This window comes from Bacillus sp. I-2, from assembly GCF_001974945.1.
Lineage (GTDB): Bacteria > Bacillota > Bacilli > Bacillales > Bacillaceae > Bacillus > Bacillus safensis.
The window spans coordinates 316,960-341,677 of the sequence record NZ_LZRW01000022.1; the positions used below are offsets into that span (position 1 = coordinate 316,960).

A 24,718-nucleotide genomic window follows, 5' to 3' on the forward strand; every position below is an offset into this window, starting at 1 on the left:
CGAGTACTGGAGCGGAGCGAATTGTACATTCGTGAGCACCGGCACGCAGGACTGACAAAGAATGCGAGGGTTTGTCCGCGCGCTGAAACCCCTGTAGAGTAAACAGGGGTTTTCTTTTATGACTCCAAAGACTTTTTTTGTTTCAATAATGCTTGAAATGTCTCTTCAAGCTCTTGCGACGGCTCAATACTTAAACGGCTGAGCACTTCAGACAGCTGCATATCAATTAACAGAAGCTCCTCTTCTCTATTTGTCACAACTGGTTTTTCTTCCTTTTGTTTATAGGCTTCATATGTGCCGTCAAATGCTTCAATACGTTCCTCATGAATATGGAAAATATGAGTGGCAACCTCCTCAATCAGCCTGCGATCGTGGGAAACAAACACAACGGTACCTGGGTAATCCTTCAATAGACCTTCAAGTGCTTCAACTGCCGCCAGATCTAAAAAGTTCGTCGGTTCATCCAGCATGAGAACATTGGCATCACTGACGAGTAAGGAAGCAAGCATCGTCTTCACCCGTTCTCCCCCGCTTAATACATCAACAGGCTTGTGCACATCATCCCCTCTAAATCCTAGTCTCGCCAAAACCGTTCGAACCACTGTTTCATCTTGAACCGCCTCTTTCAGCGCATTTTGTAAAATCGATTCATCTACCTTCAATCCTGACAGATCCTGACGAAAATAGGCTAGCTTGACAGCCTCTGAACGAGTAACTCCGGGATGTCCATTCACTAACATACGGAGAAATGTCGTTTTGCCGCTCCCGTTCTTTCCGATAATGGCAACTTTGTCTCCGCCCCTCACTTCCACATTCGCCTGCCTCCAAAGCACTTTATCTCCCGCCTTGCCATCTACATTTTCCACTCTCAAAATGGTACGGCTTGCTGTTTCCTTCATCGTATGCTGAGTCATTTGAATGGGCTGAATGTCCTTTACCTTCTCCACCTTTTCTAATTTCTCCATCCTTGTTTCAATGGATTTGGCTGTTTTTTGCAGTTTTTTTTGCTTATTTGCATAGTAGGGCTTTGCAATTTTAGGTCCTGAGGATTTCACCTTTTGGGAGGGCTTTGTCGCTTTATCCGCCTTTTTCTTTTTCTTTTCCAGTGCATGCTCTAACTGTTTTTTCTTTTGTGTATAAGCTTCATACGCTTCCACCTGCTGACGATATGCCAGCTCTTTTTGCTGTGCAAAATGCGTGTAGTTGCCTTTGTAATGATGAAGCTGCCCATGATCCAGCTCCCAAATCTCCGTACATATTGCATCTAAAAAAGCACGATCATGCGAAACAACAATGAGAGCTCCTTGATAATGACGCAGCTTTTCTTCCAGCCACTCAATGTGCTCCGTATCCAAATGAGTGGTCGGTTCATCTGCTAATAAAAGGGCAGACGGCCGGCTTAATGCTCTTTCAATATAAGTCTGGGTCATTTCACCGCCACTCTGTCTGCCGTCTCCTTGTTTCAATTGAGGAAGCAGCGTACAGACCGCTGTGGCGGCAACCGTGCCGCTGTCTGGTGTTTCCTGTCCTGCCAGCACATGCAATAAAGTCGTTTTTCCGCTGCCATTTATCCCTACAAGACCAATGCGGTCACCTTGATGGATGGCGAGCTCCTCAATATCAAATAACAAGCGATCTTTTCGAAATACCTTTAACTGATTGGCTTTTAATAACATCCAATCCTCTCCTTTCGTATCAGGAGACATGAAAAAGCCTCCCATTCTCAGAATAGGAGGCAAAATGGTGTACAAAAATAAGCGGATTGATCCAGTATGGTGTGCCGTTCCTATTTGAACACACACATCCCACGTATCAATCACTTCATTTTTTGATTCCCAAGCTGTACCATCCTATTCCGAAGCTAAAAAATGAAAACGCAGCAAACATGGCAAACGGATCGTTTGCTCACTGCCTTCGTTCGTTCATTTTGCTTACAGGTCATAGGATTAGTACTTCATTGCATTGGGTCACCCTTCCGTCGTTTGTTACGTATACGATAAAAGATTGGTTATTTTTTGTCAAGCTGAAATGGCATAAGTGAGTCGATTAACTGGAGTGTAAATGGATGGGACACTTCAAACAGTTCGTCCTTTTTGCATTCTTCCACTAGGCTTCCTTCATGTAAAAATAGGAGGCGGTCACACAGATACACCGCTGCTTCTACATCATGAGTAATGAGAAGCATGGTCATGTCTAGCTCTTGTTTTAATGTCTCAAGCAGCTCCAATATTTGTACTTGAACAGAGACATCCAGTGAGCTCAAGACTTCATCTAGTATGAGAATGGCTGGATGCGTCGATATGGCTCGTGCGATGCACACTCGCTGGAGCTGACCACCGCTTAGCTGATGAGCATATTGATTCAGTACAGACGAGGGCAGTCTGACTTGCTCAAGTAATGACAAAACCTTCTGATCCAGATTCTGATTCTGCTTTAACAAACGCATCGGTTCTGCTATGATCTCTTTCACCGTAAAGGAGGGATGAACAGAAGATAGATAATCCTGAAAGACAACACTCATTTTCCCCCGGTTCATCTTTCGCCATTTGTCAGCTGTCATACCATCAATCTGTACCTCGCCTCCATCTATTTTTTCTAAACCGAGCAGGATCCGTGCCAATGTACTTTTGCCACTTCCGCTCTCACCGACTAATCCGGCACATTGTCCTTTTTCGATTTGAAACGAAACATTTGATATGCGGTCTTTTGGTTTCTTTTGATTTGAAAAAAGACCTTTCTTCTCACCGTGTTTGACTAGATCGAAAGCTGTGATCAACATGGAAACGCCTCCACTCTCTTCTGCTGCCGCAGTGCTTCAGTAGGGGCAGATAATCGAAGCCTCGTCTCAAGTAAATGCTTTGTTTGAGGATGCTCGGGTGATGTGAACACTTCCTTGGCTGACCCATGCTCAAGCATTACTCCTTGGTGCATGACCATCAACTCATCAGCGATTGCCTGAACGACGCCTAAATCATGCGTTATGACGATCAAGGTAACACCAGTTTCTTCCTTTAGACTGTGTAATTGTCTGATGACTTCACGCCCATTAAAGGCATCAAGTGATGCAGTTGGCTCGTCTGCAATGATCACGTCTGGAGAAAGCATCATCGTGATGCCAATCATCACACGCTGAAGCATTCCTCCAGACAGTTCATACGGATACTTTTTCATCAAATCATATGGATTTTTTAAATGGACACGTGTAAGCCCAGCCATAGCATGTGCTTTCCCTTCTTTCCCTCGTAAGCCCAAATGCTGCTGAAATGTTTCCACCATTTGATGACCTATCGTTTCGATAGGGTTGAATGCATTCATGACATCCTGTGAGATGAAACCTATTCGTTTACCCCGCCATTGATGCGCTTCTTGATTTGTTAATGTTTTGCCGTCAAAAATGATCGTTCCTTCCACTTCTAGCGAAGGGGCGACAAGATCAATTAACGCTTTGGCGACAGTTGATTTTCCACTGCCACTTTCTCCAATGACGGCTAAACAGCGTTGTTGATGTAAAGAAAATGTGATATTCGTCACTATATTCTTTTGCTGCTGTGGATCATGTACGGACAGATTTTTTACGTCGATTAAAGGCAAATGGCCTCACCCCTTTCTTTCTGGTATGATGCATGGCAGGATTCGCGGCATGCTGAAGGCTGTCTCCTAAAAAGCTCAACGCCATGACCACAAACAAGATGGCAAGTCCAGGCGCAAGCATATGGGCTGGATGTGTCACCATGACATTCTTCGCCTCGTTGAGCATCATGCCCCATTCTGGTGTAGGCGGACTCACACCTAATCCAAGAAAAGACAGTGCTGATATATTTAAGATCACCCAGCCCGCATCAAGTGTCGCAAAAACAGCAATTTCTCCTGAGATGCGAGGAAATAGATGTCTCCTCAATATGTAAAAGGGTTTGCCGCCAGTCACCTTTGCAAATTGAACAGAAGGTTCATTCGCATATTGAAGGACAGACGACCGAATCATTCTTGTATACCAGGCCCATTTCGCTAAGACATTCGCCAAAATAATATTGAATAGTCCAGGTCCGAGTATTCCCACAACCGCAAGAATCATCACCTCTGCTGGAAAGGACAGCATGACATCACACAGCCTCATCAAAACCCCATCCACCTTTCCTCGAAAGAAACCTGCCATGAGTCCAAGTGCGCTGCCAATGAGCATCGTGATACACATGGTCAGCATAGCTGCAAGCATTGTTGTCCGAATGCCATATAAAAGCCGCGATAATACACATCTCCCTAGATGATCCGTTCCGAGTGGGTAAGTAAGACTGATACCGGCATATTTTTGGAGAATGTTCGTATTTGTTGGATCATGTGGTGCTAACATTGGAGCAAACAGTCCAGCTAATGCGACAAGCGCTAACAGCCAGATTGAAAGAATCGCCATACGGTCTTTTCTTAATTGATGCCACCCTATCATTGTTGTCATACCTCCTTTCTCAATTGCGGATTCATGGTCATTTGCATCATATCAGCGATGAGATTACACATAACAAACAGGAACCCCATCACAAACAAATAGGCTTGAATAATGGGGAAGTCCGCATGGAAAATAGCCGTTACACACAACCGGCCAACCCCAGGCCAAGCAAAAAGGTTCTCAATAATAACAGTTCCCGCAATGAGCTTTGGAATAGACATGCCAAGTGCTGTTACCGCTAATTGCAGGGCATGCCTCAAGATTTTCAGTTGAACGGTTCGTTCCTTTAAACCACGTGCTCTTGCATAAAAAACAAAGGGCTCGTGCTGAAATTTTAGAATTTGATTACGTATTAGTCTCACATAGGTCGATAAGTAGCCAAATGATAATGTGACAGCTGGAAGAAGAATCGATTTGAATCCTTCCATTCCACTCGTATTGACCCAATTGAATTTGACAGAAAAAAGCCAAATCAACAAAATCCCTAGCCAAAAACTAGGCATTGAAGCGGCGATAAACACAAAGGCTCTCAATAAACGGTCCACCCAAGTGTGAGCAGCATATGCACAAATCACTCCAAATAATAAACTCAACACAATGATGAAAAAAAGCGCTGCTCCTGCAAGCTGCAATGTCGCAGGCAGCGCCTCCATGATAAGATCAAAAACGGGCTCCTGATTGACATAGCTTCTGCCAAAATCACCTGTTAATCCATTTTTTAGCCATGTGGCATAGCGGATGAAAAATGGCTGGTCTAAGCCTAACTCCTGCCGCATCGATTCAATCATTTCTTCTGTTGGAGTGACTTGATTCACCCGCAAAGCGACCTCTGCTGGATCACTTGCCCGCATCGTCAGCAGTACAAAAGCAAAGAAGGTGATGAAGATCATAAGCGGAAAAAGCATCAATATTCGTTTTAAGAGATAGCGAGTCATGTCTCTACCTCCGTTTTATGACGCAAAATACATACGGTCAAATGGGATTTCATACTGAGATACATGAAAACCTACGCCTTTCAGGCGCTTATTATAAACAGCCTTTGTCACAGAATATGAGATTGGGAGGTAGACATTTTCATCATGGATATACGTCAATATTTCTTGATACATTTGTTTCCGCTTTTGCTCATCTGGTTCTACTAATACTTCCGTAATCGTCTCGTCCAGCCACTTTTTCTTTTTCAGTCCTAATTGAGCTTGATAATCAGCATGGGATGCTACACGGAATGAAGAGACATAAGTTTGTGGATCATAAGGAAGCCCCCAAGACAGCGAGTACATCAGATCGAACTTTCCTGTTTTTTGGCGATCTAAGAATGCCTGTTTTTCTTCTCCTCTAATATCCAGCTTGATCCCCACCTGCTTGAAATCTTGTTGAATCGATTCACTGATCGTTCTTTCGCCTGCATTATCGGAATTATAGTAAATAGCCACACTCAGCAGTTTGCCATTTTGATAGCGATACCCGTCTTCTTTCATCTTCCAGCCTGCATCATCCAATAATGCCTCTGCTTTCTTCTTTTGATAAGTTTTCTTTTTCAATGGAATATCTGCGTAAGGGACTGAAGGGGCAAGCAATGTGTGTGCCACCTTTTCCGTTCCATTTAAAATGCCTTCTGTGATCATGTCCTTTTGAATGGCGTATTGAAACGCTTCTCTTACTTTCGGATCTTTTGTGATTGGCTGGTTTGAATTAATAACAATCGATCTTGAACCAACAGGAGGGCTCACGGTTACACCATATTGACCTGCTTCTTTTAAAGCCTGGAATGAGTCTCCATCGATCATGTCACCATCTGCTCCAAATAAAAGATCAATCTCTCCTTTTTGAAGCGCAAGTAAGATGGTTTGGTGATCCGGCATGACTTTCCATTTCACAGTTGAAATTTTCGGCTTTTTCCCCCAATAGTGGTCATTCATTTCAAAAACAGCATATTGATTTTTCTTATGTTCCTTTAGCACATAAGGACCTGTACCTGCATAGCTTTTGACTCCTTTTGCAGTCGTTCCATCAATGAAGCTTTTTGGAGAAATAAAACGGAAGGGGCGTGTTAAGCCCAGCTCTTCTAACGTAGGATAATAAGGCTCTTTCAACGTGAGAACAAATGTATCGTCATCTACCGCCTTTGTGGATTTGATTTCGGATACGAGATTAAGCCAAGCGTTCTTTTCAATATTTTTGACGACAGCATCAATATTCAATTTCACTGCCTTTGCATTAAAAGGCTCACCATCTGAAAAAGTCACACCTTTTCGAAGATGAAAGGTGTAGGTCCTTCCATCCTTTGATATGTCCCAGCTTTTCGCTAAGGCAGGCTGAACACCCTTCTCTGTATTGACGACAAGCGATTCAAACACCATATTTTGAGCAGCCATCTCTCCACCGTATAGATGGGGATTGATGTCCCTGATATCTTTTGTACTTGCATACACGAGCTCATCTTCTTCTCTATCATTGCTGGAAGATGCTTTGTTTTCAGAGCATGAGGCCAATAAAAAACAAGCCATCACTGAAAACAGCATCAAGGTGTATGTCACATAGGGATGCCTTTTCTCATATTTCTTCTTTATGTAAACAGGTTGATCACTCATATGTACTTCCCCCAATTCAAAATTATCGTAATCATTACGATTATTAATCGAAATGATTACGAATTGAATATTAGCATACAGAAATGGGAAATACAACGTCTTTTCATAAAAAAAACAGACTCATGATTGAGTCTGTTTCGCTTGTATAAATTGATCAATCACCTTTAATGCTTTTTCTGTTCCACCTGCTGCTTGGAAGCTTTCTTCAATTTTCTCAATACCGGCACGGTACGTGTCACTGCCTAAAACCGTCTCAACAGTTTCTCTTAGCTGCTTTGCTGTCAGCTGATCTTTATCAAGTGCACAGGCAGCAGATAATTCGGTCAGTCTTTGTGCCACCATCGGCTGATCTTTGTCGACTGGAATGACGACCATCGGAACGTGGTAATGAATACCTTCATTGACACTATTCATCCCGCCGTGCGTTATAAACACATCTGTCAGTTCGAGCACTTCAAGCTGCGGTACATAAGGCTCGATTAGAAAATGAGCAGGCGCCTCTTTTAAGAGAGAACGATCCACTTTTTCACCTGTTGCGATAATCACTTTTCCGTCAAAGTCTGCGAAAGCATCTATACACATATTAAAAAATGATTCTGTATCACCAAGAACGGTGCCCATGGAAATAAAAACGACTTTTTCTTGCTCAAGTGCTTCCAGCGGGAAATCATGCTGATCGGCTCTTTTTAAAAAGCTCGGTCCAATGAAAACAAACGAATCGTTTAATGAATCAACAGACGGCTGGAAATATTCACTTGTATAGACGATATTCAGTTCTCCACGGTTTTTCATAAATTGCATCAAACGCGTTGGCTGAACGCCAAAACGCTCTTGTATATTTTCTAATAGATGATCGGCTTTCTCATCCTTTCTGTATAGCGGTGTATCAAAATGCGCCTCTTGCAGCACAAAAGATGGGTTGGAACCAATGCTCGGAATGTGCAAATAATCTCGAACAAGCTCCCCTGCCCCAAACATATCAAAGTAGACCAAATCAAATGAATGCTTCTCGGAAAGTGTTTCCACCACCTCTAAAATATCATATGACGTTTGCAGCATGGCATGAAAGAACGGCTGCATAGAATCTAAATCTCCTTCTTCCACATGTAATGTCCGAATATAGTCTGGATGTATATGTACGTGAGCGCCTAAGCGTTTGATTCGTTCCTCATAATGTACAGTTGTGACCGCATGCACTTCATCGCCTCGATCCGCCCATGATTTAATCATTCCTAACATAGGGTTCACATGTCCTTCAGCTGGAAACGTAATCAATAAAATCTTCGCCACAAGAAATTCCTCCTCATTGTCAATTCCCTTCCATGTTAATCATATACAGCAAGCCGGCTCAACAAATACGCCTGAAAAGGGAAGAAATGAGTCTTATGTCTAGTATTTCATAGAGGGATTGAACATAACGTCCTTCTTACGAGCAAACATCCCAATATAACCCTTTATTATTTATTTTTGTATAATTAGTCATAATATTATTTTTAGATTCATATTGGAGGGATATTTGTGAAAGTCTTGGAGAAATACAGTTATTTGATCATCATTCTTTGTCTGGCGGCAATGATCGTGACAAACTTCACCGTAAATGACAATACAATAAAAAATACTGTATCCGTGATTGGATTTATCATTGTTCTTCTTACAATTATACCTGCGGCTATTTACAGGAAAGGCCAGAAAGGCAGATAACCCTTTATTCTAAAGCAGTAACCCCCACTCTTAACATAACTTTATTATACTCGGATAAATGTTGCTGGCTTGCAACCAGATCATTTTTTCACTTCCCTCACCCTAGTGAACGATAAACCCGAATGAACACAAAAACCCCTCTCCATATGAAGAAGGGTTCATGACAGACCTTTATCTTATCTACCTAGCAAGGTCAAGTACGCGCTCGGAGGGATTCGAACCCCCGGCAGACGTGGTACCGGAAACCACCGCTCTATCCAACTGAGCTACGAGCGCACGATATGTTTTTTGAACGTCAGCATATCAAATTATAAGGGAAATGCTGCAAGAAAGCAATGATTAATCATTCGTCATGATGATGTATTTTCTTACTTTGTATTCATACACTAATATGATGGTTTGAAGTGGAATGATTTTGGGGAAAATGGATAGGGGTATTTGAATTTAGGTCAGCGTTTTGTTTGACCTTTATTGACCAAAAATGTATCATTGAATTACATACTTACCTAAAAGGTGAAGGAGGAACATTATGAATTTAATACCTACAGTCATTGAGCAAACAAATCGTGGGGAAAGAGCTTACGACATTTATTCTCGTCTTTTAAAAGACCGTATTATCATGCTTGGTTCTGCGATCGATGACAATGTTGCCAACTCCATCGTGTCACAGCTGCTTTTCTTAGAAGCTGAAGATCCAGAAAAAGATATTTCTATCTACATTAACAGCCCTGGCGGTTCAATCACAGCTGGTATGGCCATTTACGATACGATGCAATTTATTAAACCAAAGGTATCAACTATTTGTATTGGTATGGCTGCATCTATGGGTGCGTTCCTGCTTGCTGCTGGTGAAAAAGGTAAGCGTTATGCTCTTCCAAACAGTGAAGTCATGATTCACCAACCACTAGGCGGTGCTCAAGGTCAAGCAACTGAAATTGAAATTGCGGCAAAACGAATCCTTTCTTTACGGGATAAACTGAACCAAGTACTTGCTGAACGTACTGGTCAGCCAATTGAAGTCATTGAGCGCGATACAGATCGTGACAACTTCAAAACAGCGGAAGAAGCACTTCAATACGGACTCATTGACAAAGTCTTGACCCGTAATACAGAAGACCAAAAATAATGATCACAACACAAACCGTCTGTTCTTGAACAGACGGTTTTTTGTTTTCATCATACTTTAAGACAGCTCCGTCCATTTCTGCTGAAGAGACGGTGTTTGATAAGAAGCCATCTTCGTGATTAATTCCTCCGGTTCACTCGAAGCATGTAACAATTGAAGGTGTGATTCATTCGAAAAACCTTCTTGTATACTAAATTTCACCATGTCTATGAGCGGGTTGAAGTAGTCATTCACTTGATACAATCCAATCGGCTTTTGATGGATGCCGATTTGTGCCCAGCACAGCACCTCAAATAATTCTTCATATGTACCAAAGCCGCCTGGCATCGCAATAAACCCATCGGCCAGCTCGCTCATTTTCGCTTTTCGTTCATGCATACCTGTTACCTCAATTAGCTCTGTCAGCTCTTGATGCACGACTTCTCCTCTAAAAAGTCCCTTAGGCATGACCCCGATCACTTGCCCGCCATGTCTCATGACCTCATCGGCAATCGCGCCCATTAACCCAATACGCGATCCTCCGTAAACAAGACGAATGCCCTGCTTCGCCATATAAGCACCCAGCTCTACAGCCTTTTGTTTGTAGACATCATTTACACCTGGATTCGAACCAGCAAACACACAAATCGTTTTCATCAAAACAGCCCCATCTCTCTCTATGATTTCTTCACCCACTCATTCTACTATAATGATTTGTAAAGAAACAGCCGTTTCTTCTATATATAGTGTAAAATCAAAAGAGTGAACACCATATAAGGAGCTGTATAAAGAGAATGCAAACAACTGAAATGGAGAAGTGGATCAAGGATTTTTATCAAACGAGAAATTGGACAGAATACGGACCGTTTATCCGGTTAGGCTTCTTAATGGAAGAAACGGGAGAACTCGCTCGCGCTGTTAGAGCAATAGAAATCGGACGAGACCGGCCTGATGAGCAGAGACAGGAATCATCTGAGCTGAAGAAAGAACTCATTGAAGAAATGGGAGATGTTTTAGCAAATCTCCTCATTTTAGCAGATCAATATGATGTCACAGTAGAAGAGGTCTTCAGCGCTCATCAACAAAAACTCACAAAGCGTTTTTCTGGAGAAAAAGAGCCAGTAAAAAACACGTGACCAAGCTGTCACGTGTTTTTTTACGCCTTAAAGATGCTGTGGTGAGATGTCATCCGTTCGTTCAAAGAAATGCTGTTTTCCGATATGATGGAATAGACCTGTTCGATGCAAAAGCTCCTTAGGCTGTGATTGAAGTCCAACGATCATCAGCTTTCCATTATGATGCTTTAACCGATTGGAGATATTCATGAGAACCGCTTCTGCCGATGTGTCCATATAATTGACTTTATTCATAAGCAGAATGAGCGTTTTCGGTTTTGTTTGAACATGGTCCAATATCGAATTTTCCAATGAATCTGTTGTTCCGAAAAAGAGCGGCCCTTCAATGGAATACATACTGATCCCTTTCTCCTCTGTCTGTTTTTCTAAAGCAGCTGCTGTTTCCATTTGAGGAACGGCGACATTTGTATGGATATTGGTCGTCTGGCTCATTTTTTTGATAAAAGCGATAAACGCTAAAATGAGACCAGCAGTGACGCCAATAATCAAATCACCAATCACTGTGAGCAGGAAGGTTACGACAAGTACAAGCGAATCAGCATTTTTCACTTTCAAAATATTGATAAACTCTTTTCTCTCACTCATATTCCAAGCAACAAACATTAAAATCGGTGCCATTGCAGCAAGTGGAATCATCGACGCATACGGCGCAAATACCATTAAGATCAGTAAGACGACAACGCCATGTACGACACCAGAAATCGGACTTGCCCCGCCATTTTTTATGTTCGTTGCCGTTCGGGCAATAGCTCCCGTCGCTGGAATTCCTCCGAAAAGCGGTGCCGCCATATTGGCAATTCCTTGCCCCACAAGCTCTTTATTGCTGTCATGCTTAGAGCCTTTCATATTATCAGCGACCATTGCGGACAAAATCGATTCCACGCCGCCTAAAAGCGCAATGACAATTGCTGGAGGCAGGAGGTATATCATTTTTTCAATCGTCAATTCAGGAAAAGCGAAGGTTGGCAGCTGACGAGGGATTTCACCATATGCAGAGCCAATCGTTTCAACTTGTCCTTGAAAAAAGAGAACGGCGAGAAACGTAGAAGCCAATAAACCTAATAGAGCACCAGGTATTTTGGGAATGTATTTTTGTGCCGCCAAAATCACGATGAGCCCGATGACGGCTGTGATAATGGCGAGACTGTTTGTGGTACCAAGATGGACCACGATTTCTCTCATATTGAGGAAAAAGCTTTCATGTTTTTCAACACCCTTTAATCCGAGGAAGTTGGCAATCTGTCCTGAAAAAATAATGACAGCAATGCCAGCAGTAAAACCGATGATAACCGGACGAGGAATAAATTTCATGAGCTTTCCTAATTTGAATATTCCGAATAATACAAGCATACAGCCTGCCATAAAACCGGCAATGAGCAAGTTTTCAATGCCGTACTGGCTGACGATCCCGAATAAAATGGGAACAAACGCCCCGGTCGGCCCGCCGATCTGATACTTTGAACCACCAAACAATGAAATCAAAATGCCGGCAACGATGACTGTGTATAATCCATATTCTGGTCCGACACCAGATGCTATGGCAAATGCCATGCCTAAAGGAATTGCCACAACGCCCACGACAAGCCCAGCGATTAAATCGCGTCTAAACTTTGATGAATTGTACCCTTCAAATCTTCCATAAAAACGCATGGTATGTGTTGGCCTCCTTCAAGTATGTGTAGATGATTTAGGTATACTGCGGGTCAATCAGTTTATCTTTCACAACGACATCCAGCTTTCCTGTTGCTGGGTGAATCACCAGTCCATGAACAGCCACATCACTTGGCATCAGTGGATGCTCTTTCACTAATTTCACACTTTGGGCCACGCTCTCTTCAACTGAATCAAAGCCTGTCAGCCAGCCCTTTAAATCAACTCCTGAATTTTTCACAATGCTTAAGCATTTCTCTTCAATTCCGCGTGCTTTCGCCTTTTCAAGTAAAGGGTCCGCCGCAAGACCTGCCATTCCGCATTCATGATGCCCTACAATGCATACTTCCTCTGCCTTTAGTTCATAGATGGCTAGCAGGATACTCCGCATCACACTGCCGAACGGATGTGTCACGATGGCGCCCGCATTCTTAATGATTTTCGCATCCCCGTTGCGCAGTCCCATAGATTGCGGCAATAATTCCAAAAGACGGGTATCCATGCACGTTAAAATAACCAGTTTTTTCTCAGGAAATTTCCCCGCTTTGTAAGGCTCATACTGTCTCTCATTCACAAACTCTGAATTGTGCTGAAGAATCTGTTCTAATTTTGACTCCATTTTGCCATCTCCCATCTTTTTTAAGTAACGTAAGCTCGTGCCTGTCCTCCTTTTCTTTCTTGTGTTCTCAAGAATAGAGAAGAAAAATGATAGAAAAAAAAGAAAAAAATGAGAAAACGATGAGAAGAAATATCATCATTTTCTCTATTTTACGCTGCATCCCAACGGCTTCGCGGGTTTGTTTTCAATCTATTGTTCTCATCACACCAAAAGACAATAAAATGGTTTAGTAGAAAATGACCATCCCGTTTAATACATTTCAAATATAATAAATTTTCTATCAAAAAGTCTCTATCTATTTTCCAGTTTGTCAGATAATCTCTCGTAAAATCTTGCAATTTCACATGTCTCATCTACTATCAGCTTATTTTTATATAGATAAAAAATGCATCAGATGGCATAAGAATCTACTTTTTCACTAAGAAAATGTCTTTCTTTACCGTTATTTCAGTATATTAAATATTGAGCTGCTAACATTCAAACGTGTTCTGCCGAAATGGTTGCTTTATAATAAAAGGAGTAAGATGACCATGTGAAAGGAGCGAATTGACTGTGACACCACACATTTTTGTCGCCAAACCCTTGCCTGCCTCTTTTGAGGAAATGCTAAAGGAACATTGTACATACGAGGTTTGGCAATCCAAAGACCCTATTCCAAGAGACATTTTGTTTGAGAAGCTGCAGCACGCTGATGGTCTTTTAACGTCTGGAACAAAAATCGATCAAGAGCTGTTAGATCACGCACCAAAACTCAAGGTGGTGAGCAATAACTCTGTCGGCTATGACAATTTTGATATAGAAGCGATGAGGCAAAGAGGCGTGATTGGTACGCACACTCCTTATACGCTCGATCATACCGTGGCTGACCTTGCCTTTTCGCTCATTCTCTCCTCTGCGCGAAGAATCGCCGAGCTTGACCGTTTTATCCGTGAAGGAAAATGGACGAAATTCGTACAGGAAGAAGAGATCTTTGGCATCGACGTACATCACCAAACGCTCGGTATTATTGGCATGGGACGTATCGGAGAACAAGTGGCCAAACGGGCAGCACATGGTTTTGATATGAACGTTCTTTATCATAACCGAAGCCGGAATGAAAAGGCTGAAACGGCGTATGGCGCTGTCTATTGTGCACTTGATGATCTTTTAAAACAAGCTGATATCATCGTGTTGATTACACCGCTGACCGAGGAAACATATCATATGATTGGGGAACGAGAATTGAAGTTAATGAAGCAAACGGCTTTATTTGTAAACATTTCCCGCGGGAAAACAGTGGATGAAAAAAGCCTCATTCAAGCACTTCAGGAAGGATGGATCAAAGGCGCTGGTCTTGATGTGTATGAGCAGGAACCGCTTCAAGAGGATCATCCTTTCAAAGAGATGAACAATGTCACCCTAGCCCCTCACATCGGTTCCGCTACTGAAACAACTAGGGATCTCATGCTGAAACGAGCCATTCATAATGTGATTCATGGAATAGATGGGAAGGCGCCTGTTGATGTTGTGAAGGAGCTTGCTTCATCTTGAACAGCAAAGACGCAGAAACTGCGTCTTTTTATTTATTTCTTTAGAAGACATCAGGAGAAAAGACTCATTTTAGCAAAGATCCTGATTCTTTACATTTCCTTCATGTTCGGGTGCTATAATATGAGCTAGACAAGCATCAAGAGGACGGCATCCGATTTCCTTAATAGGAGGATGAAGATGAAAAGATTGAGTTCGGTTTTTACTATGTTCGCTCTGATCGCTGCTATTCTGTTTTCTGGATTTGTCCCGCAGCAAGCACATGCAGAAACACCTCTTACACCAACAGCCACAACTGAAAATGCTTCTATTCAGCTCACGCCAGATGTGCGTACCCTTGCCGTCATTAATACGTTTGATGGTGTAGCAGATTATTTAATTCGCTACAAACGACTGCCTGATAACTACATTACGAAATCACAAGCAAGTGCTCTCGGATGGGTGGCATCTAAGGGAAATCTAGCCGAGGTGGCGCCAGGTAAAAGCATTGGTGGAGATATTTTCTCAAACCGGGAGGGACGTCTTCCTTCAGCAAGCGGCCGAACATGGCGTGAGGCAGACATCAACTACGTTTCAGGCTTCCGCAATGCAGACCGTCTTGTGTATTCAAGCGACTGGCTCATTTACAAAACAACAGACCATTATGCAACTTTCACCCGTATTCGATAATCAATAAAAAAGACAGCCCTATTTGATCTGGGGCTGTCTTTTCGTATGGTGGTTTACGGTATAAGCTTTTTCACGTAATCCTCAAAAGGAATCAGCAGCGGCTTTTTCGACACTTCTTCATGTTCATGTGTGGTGACATGATCCTCAGTAACGATCACACGTCCTGTTGGCGTGAGCTTTGACGCAAGCGGTCTTTTGTTAAATGGAGAGGATTCATTTTCATAAATCTCGTGTCTCATTTGGGCCAATACAGCCTCGTCCACCTCGTTCAATGTGAAAGCATAGCCTGTTTCAGCGCCATCTCCCTTATCTAATTGGAGCAGATGTGTCCCTTTTTCGGTTTCCTCAGCTTTGACGCGAAACCGCATTGACGCTCCTTCCACCCAATCTCCTGTAAAAGGCACAGGCTGAAGAGGTAAATTCACACCAAACCCCGCATCAATGAGGAAGTGTTCGTTGTGATGCTTCAACATGATGGCTACGTGCGTGCCATCAATTGCCCACGTACCCGCTTCTTTGTTATACACTGTGCCTTGAAGAAGCTGTACAGAGAGCCCTGCCTCTTTTAACACATAGTATAAGAGAGGATTGAGATCGTAACAAAGACCTCCTCTGTTTTCTTCAAGAAGATGCTGCTTCAACCCTTCTTGATTCAAAGCGTAGGATTGTTTGTTCAAAACAGATCTATTTTCGAACGGAAAGGTATAGGCCATTTTTTTTAATAATACAGGCAAGTCTTTAAAGGTGATGGACTTGCCTTCATATCCGACCTTCTGTAAAAAAGCTGATTGAATCATGACATTCCCTCCTAAAAAAACTGAGCCTTTGAAGAGACTCAGTTTTCTTGATTAATAAAATCTGTTAACGCCTCAATGGCTTCTTGTTCATCTGCACCATCTGCAATCAGTGTGACAGTAACCCCAGAGCTGATCGCAAGACTCATGAGACCCATAATGCTTTTCGCATTGACTTTTTTCCCATCTTTCTCTAGAAAAATATCAGCACCAAAGCGATTGGCTTCTTGTACGAACAAAGCGGCTGGACGTGCCTGCAAGCCTGTTTTCAGCTGGATGGTGACCGTTTTTTCCACCATATGATCTGCCTCCCTTTTTCATTCTCCTATTTGAGTGTAACAGCTTGTCCGTTTCGTAATTGTTCTGCGATTTGATCTAGCTTTCTTAAACGGTGGTTAATCCCTGACTTGCTGATCTTGCCGCTTTCCACCATTTCTCCAAGTTCCTTCAGCGTGACCTCTTGATAGTCGACTCGCAGTTTGGCAATTTCACGAAGCTTATCCGGCAGGGCATCAAGTCCAATTTTTTCATCAATGAATTGAATGTTCTCGACCTGACGCAGTGATGCACCAATCGTTTTATTCAAGTTTGCTGTTTCACAATTGACGAGCCGGTTGACGGAGTTCCTCATATCTCGGACGATCCGCACATCTTCAAAGCGAAGCAGTGAGTTATGAGCACCCACAACGCTTAAGAATTCCGTGATTTTTTCTGCTTCCTTCATGTACGTAATGTACCCTTTTTTGCGCTCGAGTGTTTTACTATTGAGATGAAATTGATTCATCAGCTCACAAAGAGCATCATTATGTTCTTTATATAGTGAAAAAATCTCAAGGTGATAGGAGGACGTTTCTGGGTTATTCACAGAACCGCCTGCTAAAAAAGCACCTCTCATATAGGAGCGCTTGCAGCATCTTTTCTTCACAAGTTCTTCTGAAATATTGCGCTCAAATACAAATTGCTCACCTAATATTTTCAAATCCTCTAAAATGGTTTTCGCTCGTTCTACCAGTCTGACAATATACACGTTATTCTTTTTCAATCTCATTTTTTTACGGACGAGCAGTTCGACTGTCACATCGTATTTCTTTTTGAGCAGCGTATAAATCCGTCTTGCAATGGCTGCGTTCTCTGTCTGTATATCTAAAATCAATTTTCGATTAGAGAAAGATAATGAACCGTTCATACGGATGAGGGCAGAAAGCTCTGCTTTTGTGCAGCAGTCCTTCACGTCCAGATTAGTCAGCTCTTTTTTTGTTTCGGATGCAAATGACATCCTTGCCACCCCCATTCCTATTTTTTCTGATGTAGCAGGTCGACAAGCAGCGAGGCTACTTTTAGCGTGTCATGACGAATGACATGCTGGTCATATGTAATGATTTCTCCAGGAATCACTTCTAGTCCCATTGCTTTCAGTGCATCTGTGTCGAATTGTACAGGCTGTGCTTGTTCTTCTGCATATTTCGCTTTGATTTCTTCTGGAATTTCTTTATTGTTCACAAAAATCGTATCGATAAATGGACGATCCATATGATTATTTAATGCCTGAACATGATCAGCTGCACTGTAGGAAAGCGTTTCCCCCGGCTGCGTCATGACATTGCATATATACACTTTTTTCGCCTTAGAGCGAATCACTTCTTCTCCAATATGCGGGACAAGCAAGTTTGGCAAAATACTCGTATACAGGCTTCCAGGCCCAATGACGATTAAATCCGCCTCACGAATGACTTGAATGGATTCTGGCAGTGGTTCAATCGTATCGGGTGTGAGAAACACTCGTTTAATTCGCTCACCATAGGTGGGAATTTTCGATTCTCCTGTCACCATTTGCCCATTTTCTAATTCCGCATGAAGAACAACACTTGAATTTGCTGCTGGCAATACTTTTCCTCTCACATTTAAAACCTTGCTCATTTCAGTGACGGCATGAAAAAAATCACCGGTTATATTTGTCATGGCCGCAAGAATGAGGTTGCCGAGTGAGTGGCCTGTTAAGTCATTCCCTTTGTTAAAACGGTGCTGAAATAAATCTTCTACAAGCGGTTCAACATCAGAGAGAGCCGCAAGAACATTTCGAATATCACCTGGAGGGGGAATATTCAAATCATGCCGCAGTCTGCCTGAGCTGCCTCCGTCATCAGCAACTGTTACAATAGCGGTAATGTCCACTGGCTTCGTTTTAAGCCCTCTGAGCAAAACAGATAAGCCAGTGCCGCCGCCAAGAATGACCACCTTTGGTAGTGTCGTCATCTATTTTCTGCTTCTCTTTTCAATGTCCCGGTGAGTGACATGTGTATAGTAATCGTTTTTAAAATACTCCGATAAATAGTTGGCCAGCGTCACAGATCGATGCTGTCCGCCTGTACAGCCGATGGCGATTACAAGCTGGCTTTTTCCTTCTCGTTTATAGGACGGAAGCATAAAGCTGAGGAGATCGATTAATTTCTCTGTGAATTTTTGTGTTTCAGTCCATTTCATCACATAGGAGCGCACTTCTTCATCGTTTCCAGTCTGTGGACGCATGCTCTCAATATAATAAGGATTCGGCAGGAATCTCACGTCAAAGACAAGATCAGCATCAATCGGCAGTCCGTATTTAAAGCCAAAGGACATCACATTTACTGTAAACACCTGTCCTTGATTCGTGGCAAAGTGCGTGACAATTTTTTCTCGCAGCTGTTTCGGTTTTAAATCCGATGTATCAAAAATCATTTGAGACCGGCCTTTTAACTCCTCTAACAGCTCGCGCTCCATTGCAATTCCTTCGAGCGGCAAACCTGTTGTCGCAAGGGGATGCGAACGTCTCGTTTCTTTGTATCTTGAGACAAGCACCTTATCATTTGCATCTAAAAATAGAATTCTTGGCGTGATCCAGTCAAGATCACCCATTTCATCTAAGGCAGCAATTAAGCTGTCAAAAAATTCGCGTCCGCGCAAATCCATCACAAGAGCGACCTTGCTCATCTTGGAATTCGATTCCTTCATGAGCTCTAGGAATTTTGGTAAAAGTGATGGCGGCAGGTTATCAACACAAAAGTAGCCTAAATCTTCAAAGCTTTGAATGGCGACGGTTTTCCCCGCACCTGACATTCCTGTAATAATCACAAGCTGAATATCTTCTTGTTTGTGTGTATTCATGCCTGCTTCCTCTCCTTCTTTATGAAAACGGTTCATGTATTATTCTCCCTGAGGATCTAACCGATAAGCAATCAGCTCAAAATCGGGTGTATACGTAAAAGTGCCGTGCAGAAGTCCTTTTCCTTTAAGCATGAAATCAAGAATATGGGAATCTCCTGGGGCCATCGGCAAATGAGGCACATCCTTTACGTCATGCCACTTTAAAATGCCTTCCTCTGACTCTGGTACGTTTTTTCCAGTAAATGAATCTGCCATAAAGGTGAACATCATCCACTCTTGAACGATTTGATCGCCTTCTTTTATGATAAAGGTAAAAACACCTTTCAGCTGCGGATTTAAAATATAAATACCTGTTTCTTCTCTATATTCTCGAACGACTGAATCCTTGACCGATTCTCCGCTTTCCATTTTGCCGCCCGGTGCTACCCACCAGCCCCGTCTTGGCTTTTGCAGCAAGAGAACTTGATCTTCGTGATGCAGCACACAATTCGTTACTCGTTGCATCAGCTGTCACCTACTCTTTTATGTCTTTAACTTATTATACAGGTTCAACCTGACTCCCACAATGAACATGCCCGTTCTTCCCCGAAAACAGACCGGTTTTCGTTTGAATAGTGTAACGGGCCATTTCTCTACTCTTTATTTTACAGCATCTAACGGTTCTCCATGCGTCATTTGTGAACATCTCGTGAATTTCTGATTTTAGGCAAAAAAAAGGACACGGATTCACATCCGTGCCAAACATGTATTCCTTATAAAAGGGGGTCAATTACTAGCTTTATCATAACGGAAAATTATTTCACCCGTGTTACATTCCAGTTAAAAGCCCATGACGCTATATTAAGGATTTACGACAGTCTTTTATTTCGTTGCTTTGAGTTTTTCAGCAAGCTCTTCTACATAATGCTGTGCGCTTTGTGCTGCAATACTTCCGTCACCTGTTGCTGTCACAATTTGACGAAGTGTTTTTTCTCGAATGTCACCAGCGGCGAAAATACCTTCCACTCTTGTTTCCATTCTTTCGTTTGTCTCAATGTAGCCTTCTTTATTTGTAATGCCGAGATTTTCAAATGGTTTAGACAGTGGCAGCATGCCGATATAGATAAAGGCGCCGTCTGTTTTAAAGTCCTCTTCTTCACCAGTCACCGTATCAACCAATGTCACACTGCCGACTTTCCCGTTTTCTTCATTGATCTGTTTGACGGTTTTGTTCCACTTGAAGTCAATTTTTTCATTATCAAAGGCGCGTGCTTGTAAAATGCTTTGTGCACGAAGTTTATCGCGTCTATGAATAATCGTTACTTTAGAAGCGAAGCGTGTGAGATACACACCCTCTTCTACCGCAGAATCACCGCCGCCGATGACGACAAGCTCTTTGTTTTTAAAGAATGCCCCGTCACATACTGCACAATATGATACGCCGCGGCCGCCAAGTTCTTTTTCACCTGGTGCACCGATTTTTTTGTATTCAGCCCCTGCCGCAATAATGACAGAGCGTCCTTTGTATTCTTTTGAGCCGGCTTTGACGATTTTATATTCTTCACCGTTCACGATTTCTTTAATATCGCCATATGCATACTCTGCACCGAATTTCTTCGCATGCTCAAACATTTTATTTGAAAGTTCCGGCCCTAAAATACTTTCAAAGCCAGGATAGTTCTCGACATCTTCCGTATTCGCCATTTGTCCGCCTGGAATTCCTCTTTCAATCATTAATGTTGAAAGATTTCCCCGTGATGTATAAACAGCGGCTGTCATTCCGGCAGGACCCGCTCCAATGATGATCGTATCGTAGATTTTTTCTTCTGACACAACTGTCACTCCCTCTTCAATTGCTGCTCGCATTTCTTATTAGAATGCCCTTGGGTGATGCTTCCATTCATGACAGAGAGCATCATTTCCACTCTTAGCTTTTATTCCTTACCCATATCCTATTAAATCTGCGGGGAATAAGCGAATCATTTGCTCATATCTTCAAAAAAAGAAAAAGCTTCCTTAAACTGCTGTTTAAGGAAGCCTGTTTACGGTTATATAAAAAGTAATGATTTATTCAACGACTCTTCTTACAACGCCATTGAAAGCTTTTTTCCAGTATACGTTGTTCATTGAGTCAACTGAAACACCGCGAGAGCTGTTATCGTTCAAGAATGAACCGTTTCCTAAGTAAATACCAACGTGTCCATTTACTTTATACGTATCAAAGAACACAAGGTCTCCGCGTTTCATGTCAGATGCACTTACAGCTCTTCCTTTACCTACAAGCGTATCTGTTGTTGTACCGCCAACTGGTCCAAGGTTGATGCCTGCTGATGCAAATGCCCAGCGAACGAATGAAGAACAGTCAAAACGACGTGCGTCAATATCGGCTTGTGATCTGCCGCCGCCCCATTTATATGGAGATTGTCCAACAATCGTAGAACCTGTGCTGATCGCACCTTCAATTCCGCCTACGTTACTGCTGACAGGTGATCCGCCGCCAGAAGATGGCTTCTTGCTTGGTGCACTGCTGTTGCTGTTATTGTTGTCATTAGATGATCCACTGTTACTTGAAGACGGGCTGCTATCGTTACTTGAGCTGTTGTCTTCCGCTTGAACACTAGCTTGACGCTGCTGCTGTTGTCTTTGCGCTTTTTCTTCTTTTGCTTTTTGAGCTGCTTCTCTTGCTTCTTTTTCAGCTTGTTTTTGTGCAGCGATTGTTGCGTCTTTTTCAGATGCAATGCTGTTAGCCTCACTGTTTAACTCGCTGATTTCAGAAAAAGCACTTCCTTTTTGCTTTTTCACTTGCTTGAATAGCTTGTCTTTTTCATCAAGCTGTTTATTCAAGTCTGATTGAAGCGTTTCAAGCTTTGCAAGTGTGTTTTGCACATTTTCAAGCTTTGTGTTTAATTCGTTTTCAGACTTTTGAAGTTCTGCTTTGTCTTTTTCCTGCTCTTTAATGATTTCACTGTCTGCGTTGATCAGTGTAGATACTGCACCTGCACGGCTGATGAAATCGCTAAAGCTTTTTGCTCCTAGTAATACATCTATGTATTTCGTAGAACCGCCGCTCTCTTGAAGGGCACGTACACGCTTTTTCAAGAACTCGTTTCTTTCTTCAATACGTTTTTCTGTATCAGCAATTTCTTTTTTCAGTGCTTTGATTTCTTTTTTTGTTTTTTCATTTTCTTTTTGTTTTTCTTCGATTTGATCACTTGTTTTTAAAGCTTTCTCATCAATATCTTTAAGCTTTTGTGCAAGTGCCTCTTGTTTTGCTTCAAGCTTTGAAAGCTCTTCTTTTTTCTTTTGAAGATTCTTGTTTACCTCAGATTGCTTGCTGTCTAGTTCTTGTTTCTTTTGTTCAAAGTTCTGTGCGTTTGCTTCATGCGTAAATGGAATAAATAAACCGCTCGCTCCGATCACCGAAGCTAAACCGAAAGTAATAAACTTTTTCACGAATAGTTCCTCCTTTGACAATTTCCCAAGCGACATTAGAAAGCAGCAAATTCTCTGCGACCAATCTGTGCTCTCTATGTCTTTCTTCCTGATTGTTCAGTCAGATGTTGACCAGATTGTTTCTATCACTAGGTGTTTCATTATGTATAGTAAAATATTTAAATATCTATCTTTGTTTTATCCACGAGTTTCATTATACATGAGACATCGACAAAATGAGCTAATATTTTTATTACATTTATGTTTCAAAAACATGTCGTGATTGTCATACTTCGCCAATTCCTTGCAAATCCCACCTTTTTATCCAAGAAAAAAGCATGACCTTTTCGGCCATGCTGGGATGTTCTGAATCTATTTACCTATTTAATCGATTAACGTACAGATCTCTCGTTCGTATTTAGACAGTGTTTGAACACTGATCTGAAAAGCGGACGCAACATCTTTTTTGCTGACAGCTGCTTCTTGTTCATTCATCCATAGATAATAAGATGCTGCTGCCCAGGCAGGTGCATTTTTCTTATCAATACCAGAAGCACGTGCCTGCTGAATAATATGGAATAACCAAAAATAAGGCATATGGCTGTCAGGCTGAACCGCTTCCTCCAGACTGGATGCCGCTTGTTTTGCAAAAACTGCATCTTCTGAAAAAGACTTTTCTAACATTTCATCTTCATATAAAAGCAGTTCTATGAATTGCTGTTCAAAGGCCGTTTTCGCTGCGCGTGCATCAAGGACAGACTGCAGAACGTCACGTTCCCCTTTTTGTTTACTGACATAGTACGCAGTCAGCCGTTCCTCAATCGAGACCATTGGCTCTGTCACCTCAGGTTTATCCTGCCACGGCTTGATTTCATCTGCATCGATATCTTCTTCGACCATCTTATCCCAAACCGTTTGGGCGAGCGTCTTGTGGCCTGTATGATAGGCTGCGCTTGCAAGCCAGTATAAAAATGTACTATCTCCTTGAAAACCTGTTTTGTACAAAGAATAAAGCCATTTAAAGGCCCATTCAAATTCTCCCACAAGGGCAAATGTTGCACCAAGCTTATAACGCTGTTCACTTAGTATTGGATACACGTGCGTTAACTGCTTTGCTAACACGTTGACCTTTTCTTCTTCTTTTTCATAATGGTAGAAGACTAGCTGATTGCAAAGGGCATGCAGATTACCGGGATTTTCATGAAGGACCCGGTTCAACATTTCTTTCGCCTGATGGATTCGGCCAGAATAAAAATAGGCCAAAGCGAGATTATTATACGCCGACCAAAATTCTGGATACTCAACAATCATCTGTTCCAGCATCTCTATGGCTTCATCGAGTCTGCCGCTTTCTAGCAAATGGTTTGCTTGATCCTGCTTCACAATCAGGTCATCCTGATCATAAGGAAAATCTTCGTCCTCTTCGTCGCTCATATCGAGCAGGTCAAGAAGGTCGTCATTTTCATCCGCAAATTCCCCGTTCTCTTCCAGCGCGGCATAAGCAGTAGCTGATTTATATGCCTCTTGAAACAGTCCGAGATTCGCATAATTATTGGCTTTAAAATAGTGGCACTCAGACATGTTTTCATCGATGTGTTCAAGGATAAAATCAAGCAGTTCGTTTGATTGCTGGTAATGACCCATTTCAGTATAAATAATGGCAAGCTGTGACAGCATTTCTACATTTTCAGGCTCAAGTACGATAGCCCGCTGTATCAGCTTACTTGCCCTAGACAGATTTCTTTCTCTATATGCTTTAAGACCTTTATGAAAAAAGTAATGCCCATCTTGAAATAGCTGGACGACTTGTGTGTGATTATTTTGAGAAGTGTATTTACTCACCGATACCCTCCATTTCGAACAGTGTACCGTGTGTAGTATAACATACTTCACCAGTCGTCACATAGAACAAAAGGAAAGGAAGGATTTGTTT

General features: G+C 42.2%; 23 protein-coding genes and 1 tRNA gene. 4 read left to right on the top strand and 20 right to left on the bottom strand.

Annotated elements, in window-relative coordinates:
- Window positions 1-116 precede the first annotated feature (116 nt).
- The 8 genes from abc-f to BAE31_RS08010 form a co-directional block, all read right to left on the bottom strand.
- Window positions 117-1,676 carry a ribosomal protection-like ABC-F family protein gene (gene abc-f / locus BAE31_RS07970; protein ID WP_212667499.1) on the bottom strand — a complete coding sequence of 520 codons (1,560 nt, stop codon included), beginning with the start codon at window positions 1,674-1,676 and terminating at the stop codon, window positions 117-119.
- A gap of 332 nt (window positions 1,677-2,008) precedes the next feature.
- Complete coding sequence (locus BAE31_RS07975; RefSeq protein ID WP_076840099.1) at window positions 2,009-2,779, bottom strand: ABC transporter ATP-binding protein; 771 nt, start codon at window positions 2,777-2,779, stop codon at window positions 2,009-2,011.
- The gene (locus tag BAE31_RS07980; RefSeq protein ID WP_041107896.1) at window positions 2,773-3,591 is read right to left on the bottom strand and encodes an ABC transporter ATP-binding protein; all 819 of its coding nucleotides are present in this window, start codon (window positions 3,589-3,591) and stop codon (window positions 2,773-2,775) included. Before BAE31_RS07980 ends, BAE31_RS07975 begins: the two co-directional genes overlap by 7 nt.
- The gene (gene opp1C / locus BAE31_RS07985) at window positions 3,554-4,441 is read right to left on the bottom strand and encodes a nickel/cobalt ABC transporter permease (protein WP_041107898.1); all 888 of its coding nucleotides are present in this window, start codon (window positions 4,439-4,441) and stop codon (window positions 3,554-3,556) included. The genes BAE31_RS07980 and opp1C overlap by 38 nt, the downstream gene beginning before the upstream one ends.
- Window positions 4,442-4,446: 5 nt before the next feature.
- The gene (gene opp1B / locus BAE31_RS07990) at window positions 4,447-5,376 is read right to left on the bottom strand and encodes a nickel/cobalt ABC transporter permease (protein WP_041107900.1); all 930 of its coding nucleotides are present in this window, start codon (window positions 5,374-5,376) and stop codon (window positions 4,447-4,449) included.
- A 15-nt stretch (window positions 5,377-5,391) separates the two neighbouring features.
- Window positions 5,392-7,032, bottom strand: coding sequence for a nickel ABC transporter substrate-binding protein (nikA, locus tag BAE31_RS07995; RefSeq protein WP_041107902.1), 1,641 nt, complete (start codon window positions 7,030-7,032; stop codon window positions 5,392-5,394).
- Window positions 7,033-7,152: 120 nt separating this feature from the next.
- Entirely contained in the window at window positions 7,153-8,322 is a 1,170-nt protein-coding gene (locus tag BAE31_RS08000; RefSeq protein WP_076840100.1) for a macrolide family glycosyltransferase, read from the bottom strand.
- Between the two features lie 611 nt (window positions 8,323-8,933).
- Window positions 8,934-9,009 (bottom strand) — tRNA-Arg (locus BAE31_RS08010).
- Between the two features lie 253 nt (window positions 9,010-9,262).
- On the opposite strand from BAE31_RS08010, the gene clpP reads away from it, so the two are divergent.
- Entirely contained in the window at window positions 9,263-9,859 is a 597-nt protein-coding gene (gene clpP / locus BAE31_RS08015) for an ATP-dependent Clp endopeptidase proteolytic subunit ClpP (RefSeq protein ID WP_024427684.1), read from the top strand.
- 57 nt (window positions 9,860-9,916) lie between these two features.
- Here clpP and BAE31_RS08020 read toward each other — a convergent pair whose 3' ends face one another.
- Complete coding sequence (locus BAE31_RS08020; protein WP_076840102.1) at window positions 9,917-10,495, bottom strand: LOG family protein; 579 nt, start codon at window positions 10,493-10,495, stop codon at window positions 9,917-9,919.
- A gap of 137 nt (window positions 10,496-10,632) precedes the next feature.
- Between BAE31_RS08020 and BAE31_RS08025 the strand changes: the two genes are divergently transcribed.
- Window positions 10,633-10,974: a MazG nucleotide pyrophosphohydrolase domain-containing protein gene (locus BAE31_RS08025; protein WP_025094005.1), complete on the top strand. Its 342-nt coding sequence runs from the start codon at window positions 10,633-10,635 to the stop codon at window positions 10,972-10,974.
- 27 nt (window positions 10,975-11,001) lie between these two features.
- On the opposite strand, the gene BAE31_RS08030 is transcribed toward BAE31_RS08025, so the two are convergent.
- Complete coding sequence (locus BAE31_RS08030; RefSeq protein ID WP_024423544.1) at window positions 11,002-12,624, bottom strand: SulP family inorganic anion transporter; 1,623 nt, start codon at window positions 12,622-12,624, stop codon at window positions 11,002-11,004.
- A gap of 37 nt (window positions 12,625-12,661) precedes the next feature.
- A complete protein-coding gene (locus tag BAE31_RS08035; RefSeq protein ID WP_076840250.1) occupies window positions 12,662-13,243 on the bottom strand; it encodes a beta-class carbonic anhydrase in 582 nt (193 codons plus the stop codon).
- A 552-nt stretch (window positions 13,244-13,795) separates the two neighbouring features.
- On the opposite strand from BAE31_RS08035, the gene BAE31_RS08040 reads away from it, so the two are divergent.
- Window positions 13,796-14,773, top strand: coding sequence for a 2-hydroxyacid dehydrogenase (locus BAE31_RS08040; RefSeq protein ID WP_076840104.1), 978 nt, complete (start codon window positions 13,796-13,798; stop codon window positions 14,771-14,773).
- A gap of 177 nt (window positions 14,774-14,950) precedes the next feature.
- On the top strand, window positions 14,951-15,439 hold the full coding sequence (locus BAE31_RS08045; RefSeq protein WP_076840105.1) for a ribonuclease: 489 nt from the start codon (window positions 14,951-14,953) through the stop codon (window positions 15,437-15,439).
- 53 nt (window positions 15,440-15,492) lie between these two features.
- On the opposite strand, the gene BAE31_RS08050 is transcribed toward BAE31_RS08045, so the two are convergent.
- The 9 genes from BAE31_RS08050 to BAE31_RS08090 all read right to left on the bottom strand — a co-directional run bounded on the left by BAE31_RS08050 (window position 15,493) and on the right by BAE31_RS08090 (window position 24,627).
- Window positions 15,493-16,236 (bottom strand): arylamine N-acetyltransferase family protein, encoded by a 744-nt coding sequence (locus tag BAE31_RS08050; protein WP_076840107.1) that lies wholly within the window; start codon window positions 16,234-16,236, stop codon window positions 15,493-15,495.
- A gap of 38 nt (window positions 16,237-16,274) precedes the next feature.
- Entirely contained in the window at window positions 16,275-16,532 is a 258-nt protein-coding gene (locus tag BAE31_RS08055) for an HPr family phosphocarrier protein (protein ID WP_024423549.1), read from the bottom strand.
- Between the two features lie 26 nt (window positions 16,533-16,558).
- Complete coding sequence (whiA, locus tag BAE31_RS08060) at window positions 16,559-17,509, bottom strand: DNA-binding protein WhiA (RefSeq protein ID WP_003213321.1); 951 nt, start codon at window positions 17,507-17,509, stop codon at window positions 16,559-16,561.
- A 17-nt stretch (window positions 17,510-17,526) separates the two neighbouring features.
- A complete protein-coding gene (locus BAE31_RS08065; protein WP_076840108.1) occupies window positions 17,527-18,486 on the bottom strand; it encodes a gluconeogenesis factor YvcK family protein in 960 nt (319 codons plus the stop codon).
- The gene (rapZ, locus tag BAE31_RS08070; protein ID WP_041108504.1) at window positions 18,487-19,374 is read right to left on the bottom strand and encodes an RNase adapter RapZ; all 888 of its coding nucleotides are present in this window, start codon (window positions 19,372-19,374) and stop codon (window positions 18,487-18,489) included.
- A gap of 39 nt (window positions 19,375-19,413) precedes the next feature.
- On the bottom strand, window positions 19,414-19,878 hold the full coding sequence (locus BAE31_RS08075; protein ID WP_076840110.1) for an 8-oxo-dGTP diphosphatase: 465 nt from the start codon (window positions 19,876-19,878) through the stop codon (window positions 19,414-19,416).
- Window positions 19,879-20,235: 357 nt separating this feature from the next.
- Window positions 20,236-21,186: a thioredoxin-disulfide reductase gene (trxB, locus tag BAE31_RS08080; RefSeq protein WP_024427675.1), complete on the bottom strand. Its 951-nt coding sequence runs from the start codon at window positions 21,184-21,186 to the stop codon at window positions 20,236-20,238.
- 234 nt (window positions 21,187-21,420) lie between these two features.
- Window positions 21,421-22,806, bottom strand: a complete 1,386-nt coding sequence (locus tag BAE31_RS08085) for a C40 family peptidase (protein WP_041107916.1) — start codon at window positions 22,804-22,806, stop codon at window positions 21,421-21,423.
- Between the two features lie 363 nt (window positions 22,807-23,169).
- On the bottom strand, window positions 23,170-24,627 hold the full coding sequence (locus BAE31_RS08090; protein WP_041107918.1) for a tetratricopeptide repeat protein: 1,458 nt from the start codon (window positions 24,625-24,627) through the stop codon (window positions 23,170-23,172).
- Window positions 24,628-24,718 lie beyond the last annotated feature (91 nt).

What these genes read in the sequence shown, in the direction of transcription:
- abc-f (WP_212667499.1), bottom strand. Translation starts at nt 1,676, where the DNA reads ATGTTATTAAAAGCCAATCAGTTAAAGGTATTTCGAAAAGATCGCTTG.
- BAE31_RS07975 (WP_076840099.1), bottom strand. Translation starts at nt 2,779, where the DNA reads ATGTTGATCACAGCTTTCGATCTAGTCAAACACGGTGAGAAGAAAGGT.
- opp1C (WP_041107898.1), bottom strand. Translation starts at nt 4,441, where the DNA reads ATGATAGGGTGGCATCAATTAAGAAAAGACCGTATGGCGATTCTTTCA.
- opp1B (WP_041107900.1), bottom strand. Translation starts at nt 5,376, where the DNA reads ATGACTCGCTATCTCTTAAAACGAATATTGATGCTTTTTCCGCTTATG.
- nikA (WP_041107902.1), bottom strand. Translation starts at nt 7,032, where the DNA reads ATGAGTGATCAACCTGTTTACATAAAGAAGAAATATGAGAAAAGGCAT.
- clpP (WP_024427684.1), top strand. Translation starts at nt 9,263, where the DNA reads ATGAATTTAATACCTACAGTCATTGAGCAAACAAATCGTGGGGAAAGA.
- BAE31_RS08020 (WP_076840102.1), bottom strand. Translation starts at nt 10,495, where the DNA reads ATGAAAACGATTTGTGTGTTTGCTGGTTCGAATCCAGGTGTAAATGAT.
- BAE31_RS08025 (WP_025094005.1), top strand. Translation starts at nt 10,633, where the DNA reads ATGCAAACAACTGAAATGGAGAAGTGGATCAAGGATTTTTATCAAACG.
- BAE31_RS08030 (WP_024423544.1), bottom strand. Translation starts at nt 12,624, where the DNA reads ATGCGTTTTTATGGAAGATTTGAAGGGTACAATTCATCAAAGTTTAGA.
- BAE31_RS08035 (WP_076840250.1), bottom strand. Translation starts at nt 13,243, where the DNA reads ATGGAGTCAAAATTAGAACAGATTCTTCAGCACAATTCAGAGTTTGTG.
- BAE31_RS08045 (WP_076840105.1), top strand. Translation starts at nt 14,951, where the DNA reads ATGAAAAGATTGAGTTCGGTTTTTACTATGTTCGCTCTGATCGCTGCT.
- BAE31_RS08050 (WP_076840107.1), bottom strand. Translation starts at nt 16,236, where the DNA reads ATGATTCAATCAGCTTTTTTACAGAAGGTCGGATATGAAGGCAAGTCC.
- BAE31_RS08055 (WP_024423549.1), bottom strand. Translation starts at nt 16,532, where the DNA reads ATGGTGGAAAAAACGGTCACCATCCAGCTGAAAACAGGCTTGCAGGCA.
- whiA (WP_003213321.1), bottom strand. Translation starts at nt 17,509, where the DNA reads ATGTCATTTGCATCCGAAACAAAAAAAGAGCTGACTAATCTGGACGTG.
- BAE31_RS08065 (WP_076840108.1), bottom strand. Translation starts at nt 18,486, where the DNA reads ATGACGACACTACCAAAGGTGGTCATTCTTGGCGGCGGCACTGGCTTA.
- rapZ (WP_041108504.1), bottom strand. Translation starts at nt 19,374, where the DNA reads ATGAATACACACAAACAAGAAGATATTCAGCTTGTGATTATTACAGGA.
- BAE31_RS08075 (WP_076840110.1), bottom strand. Translation starts at nt 19,878, where the DNA reads ATGCAACGAGTAACGAATTGTGTGCTGCATCACGAAGATCAAGTTCTC.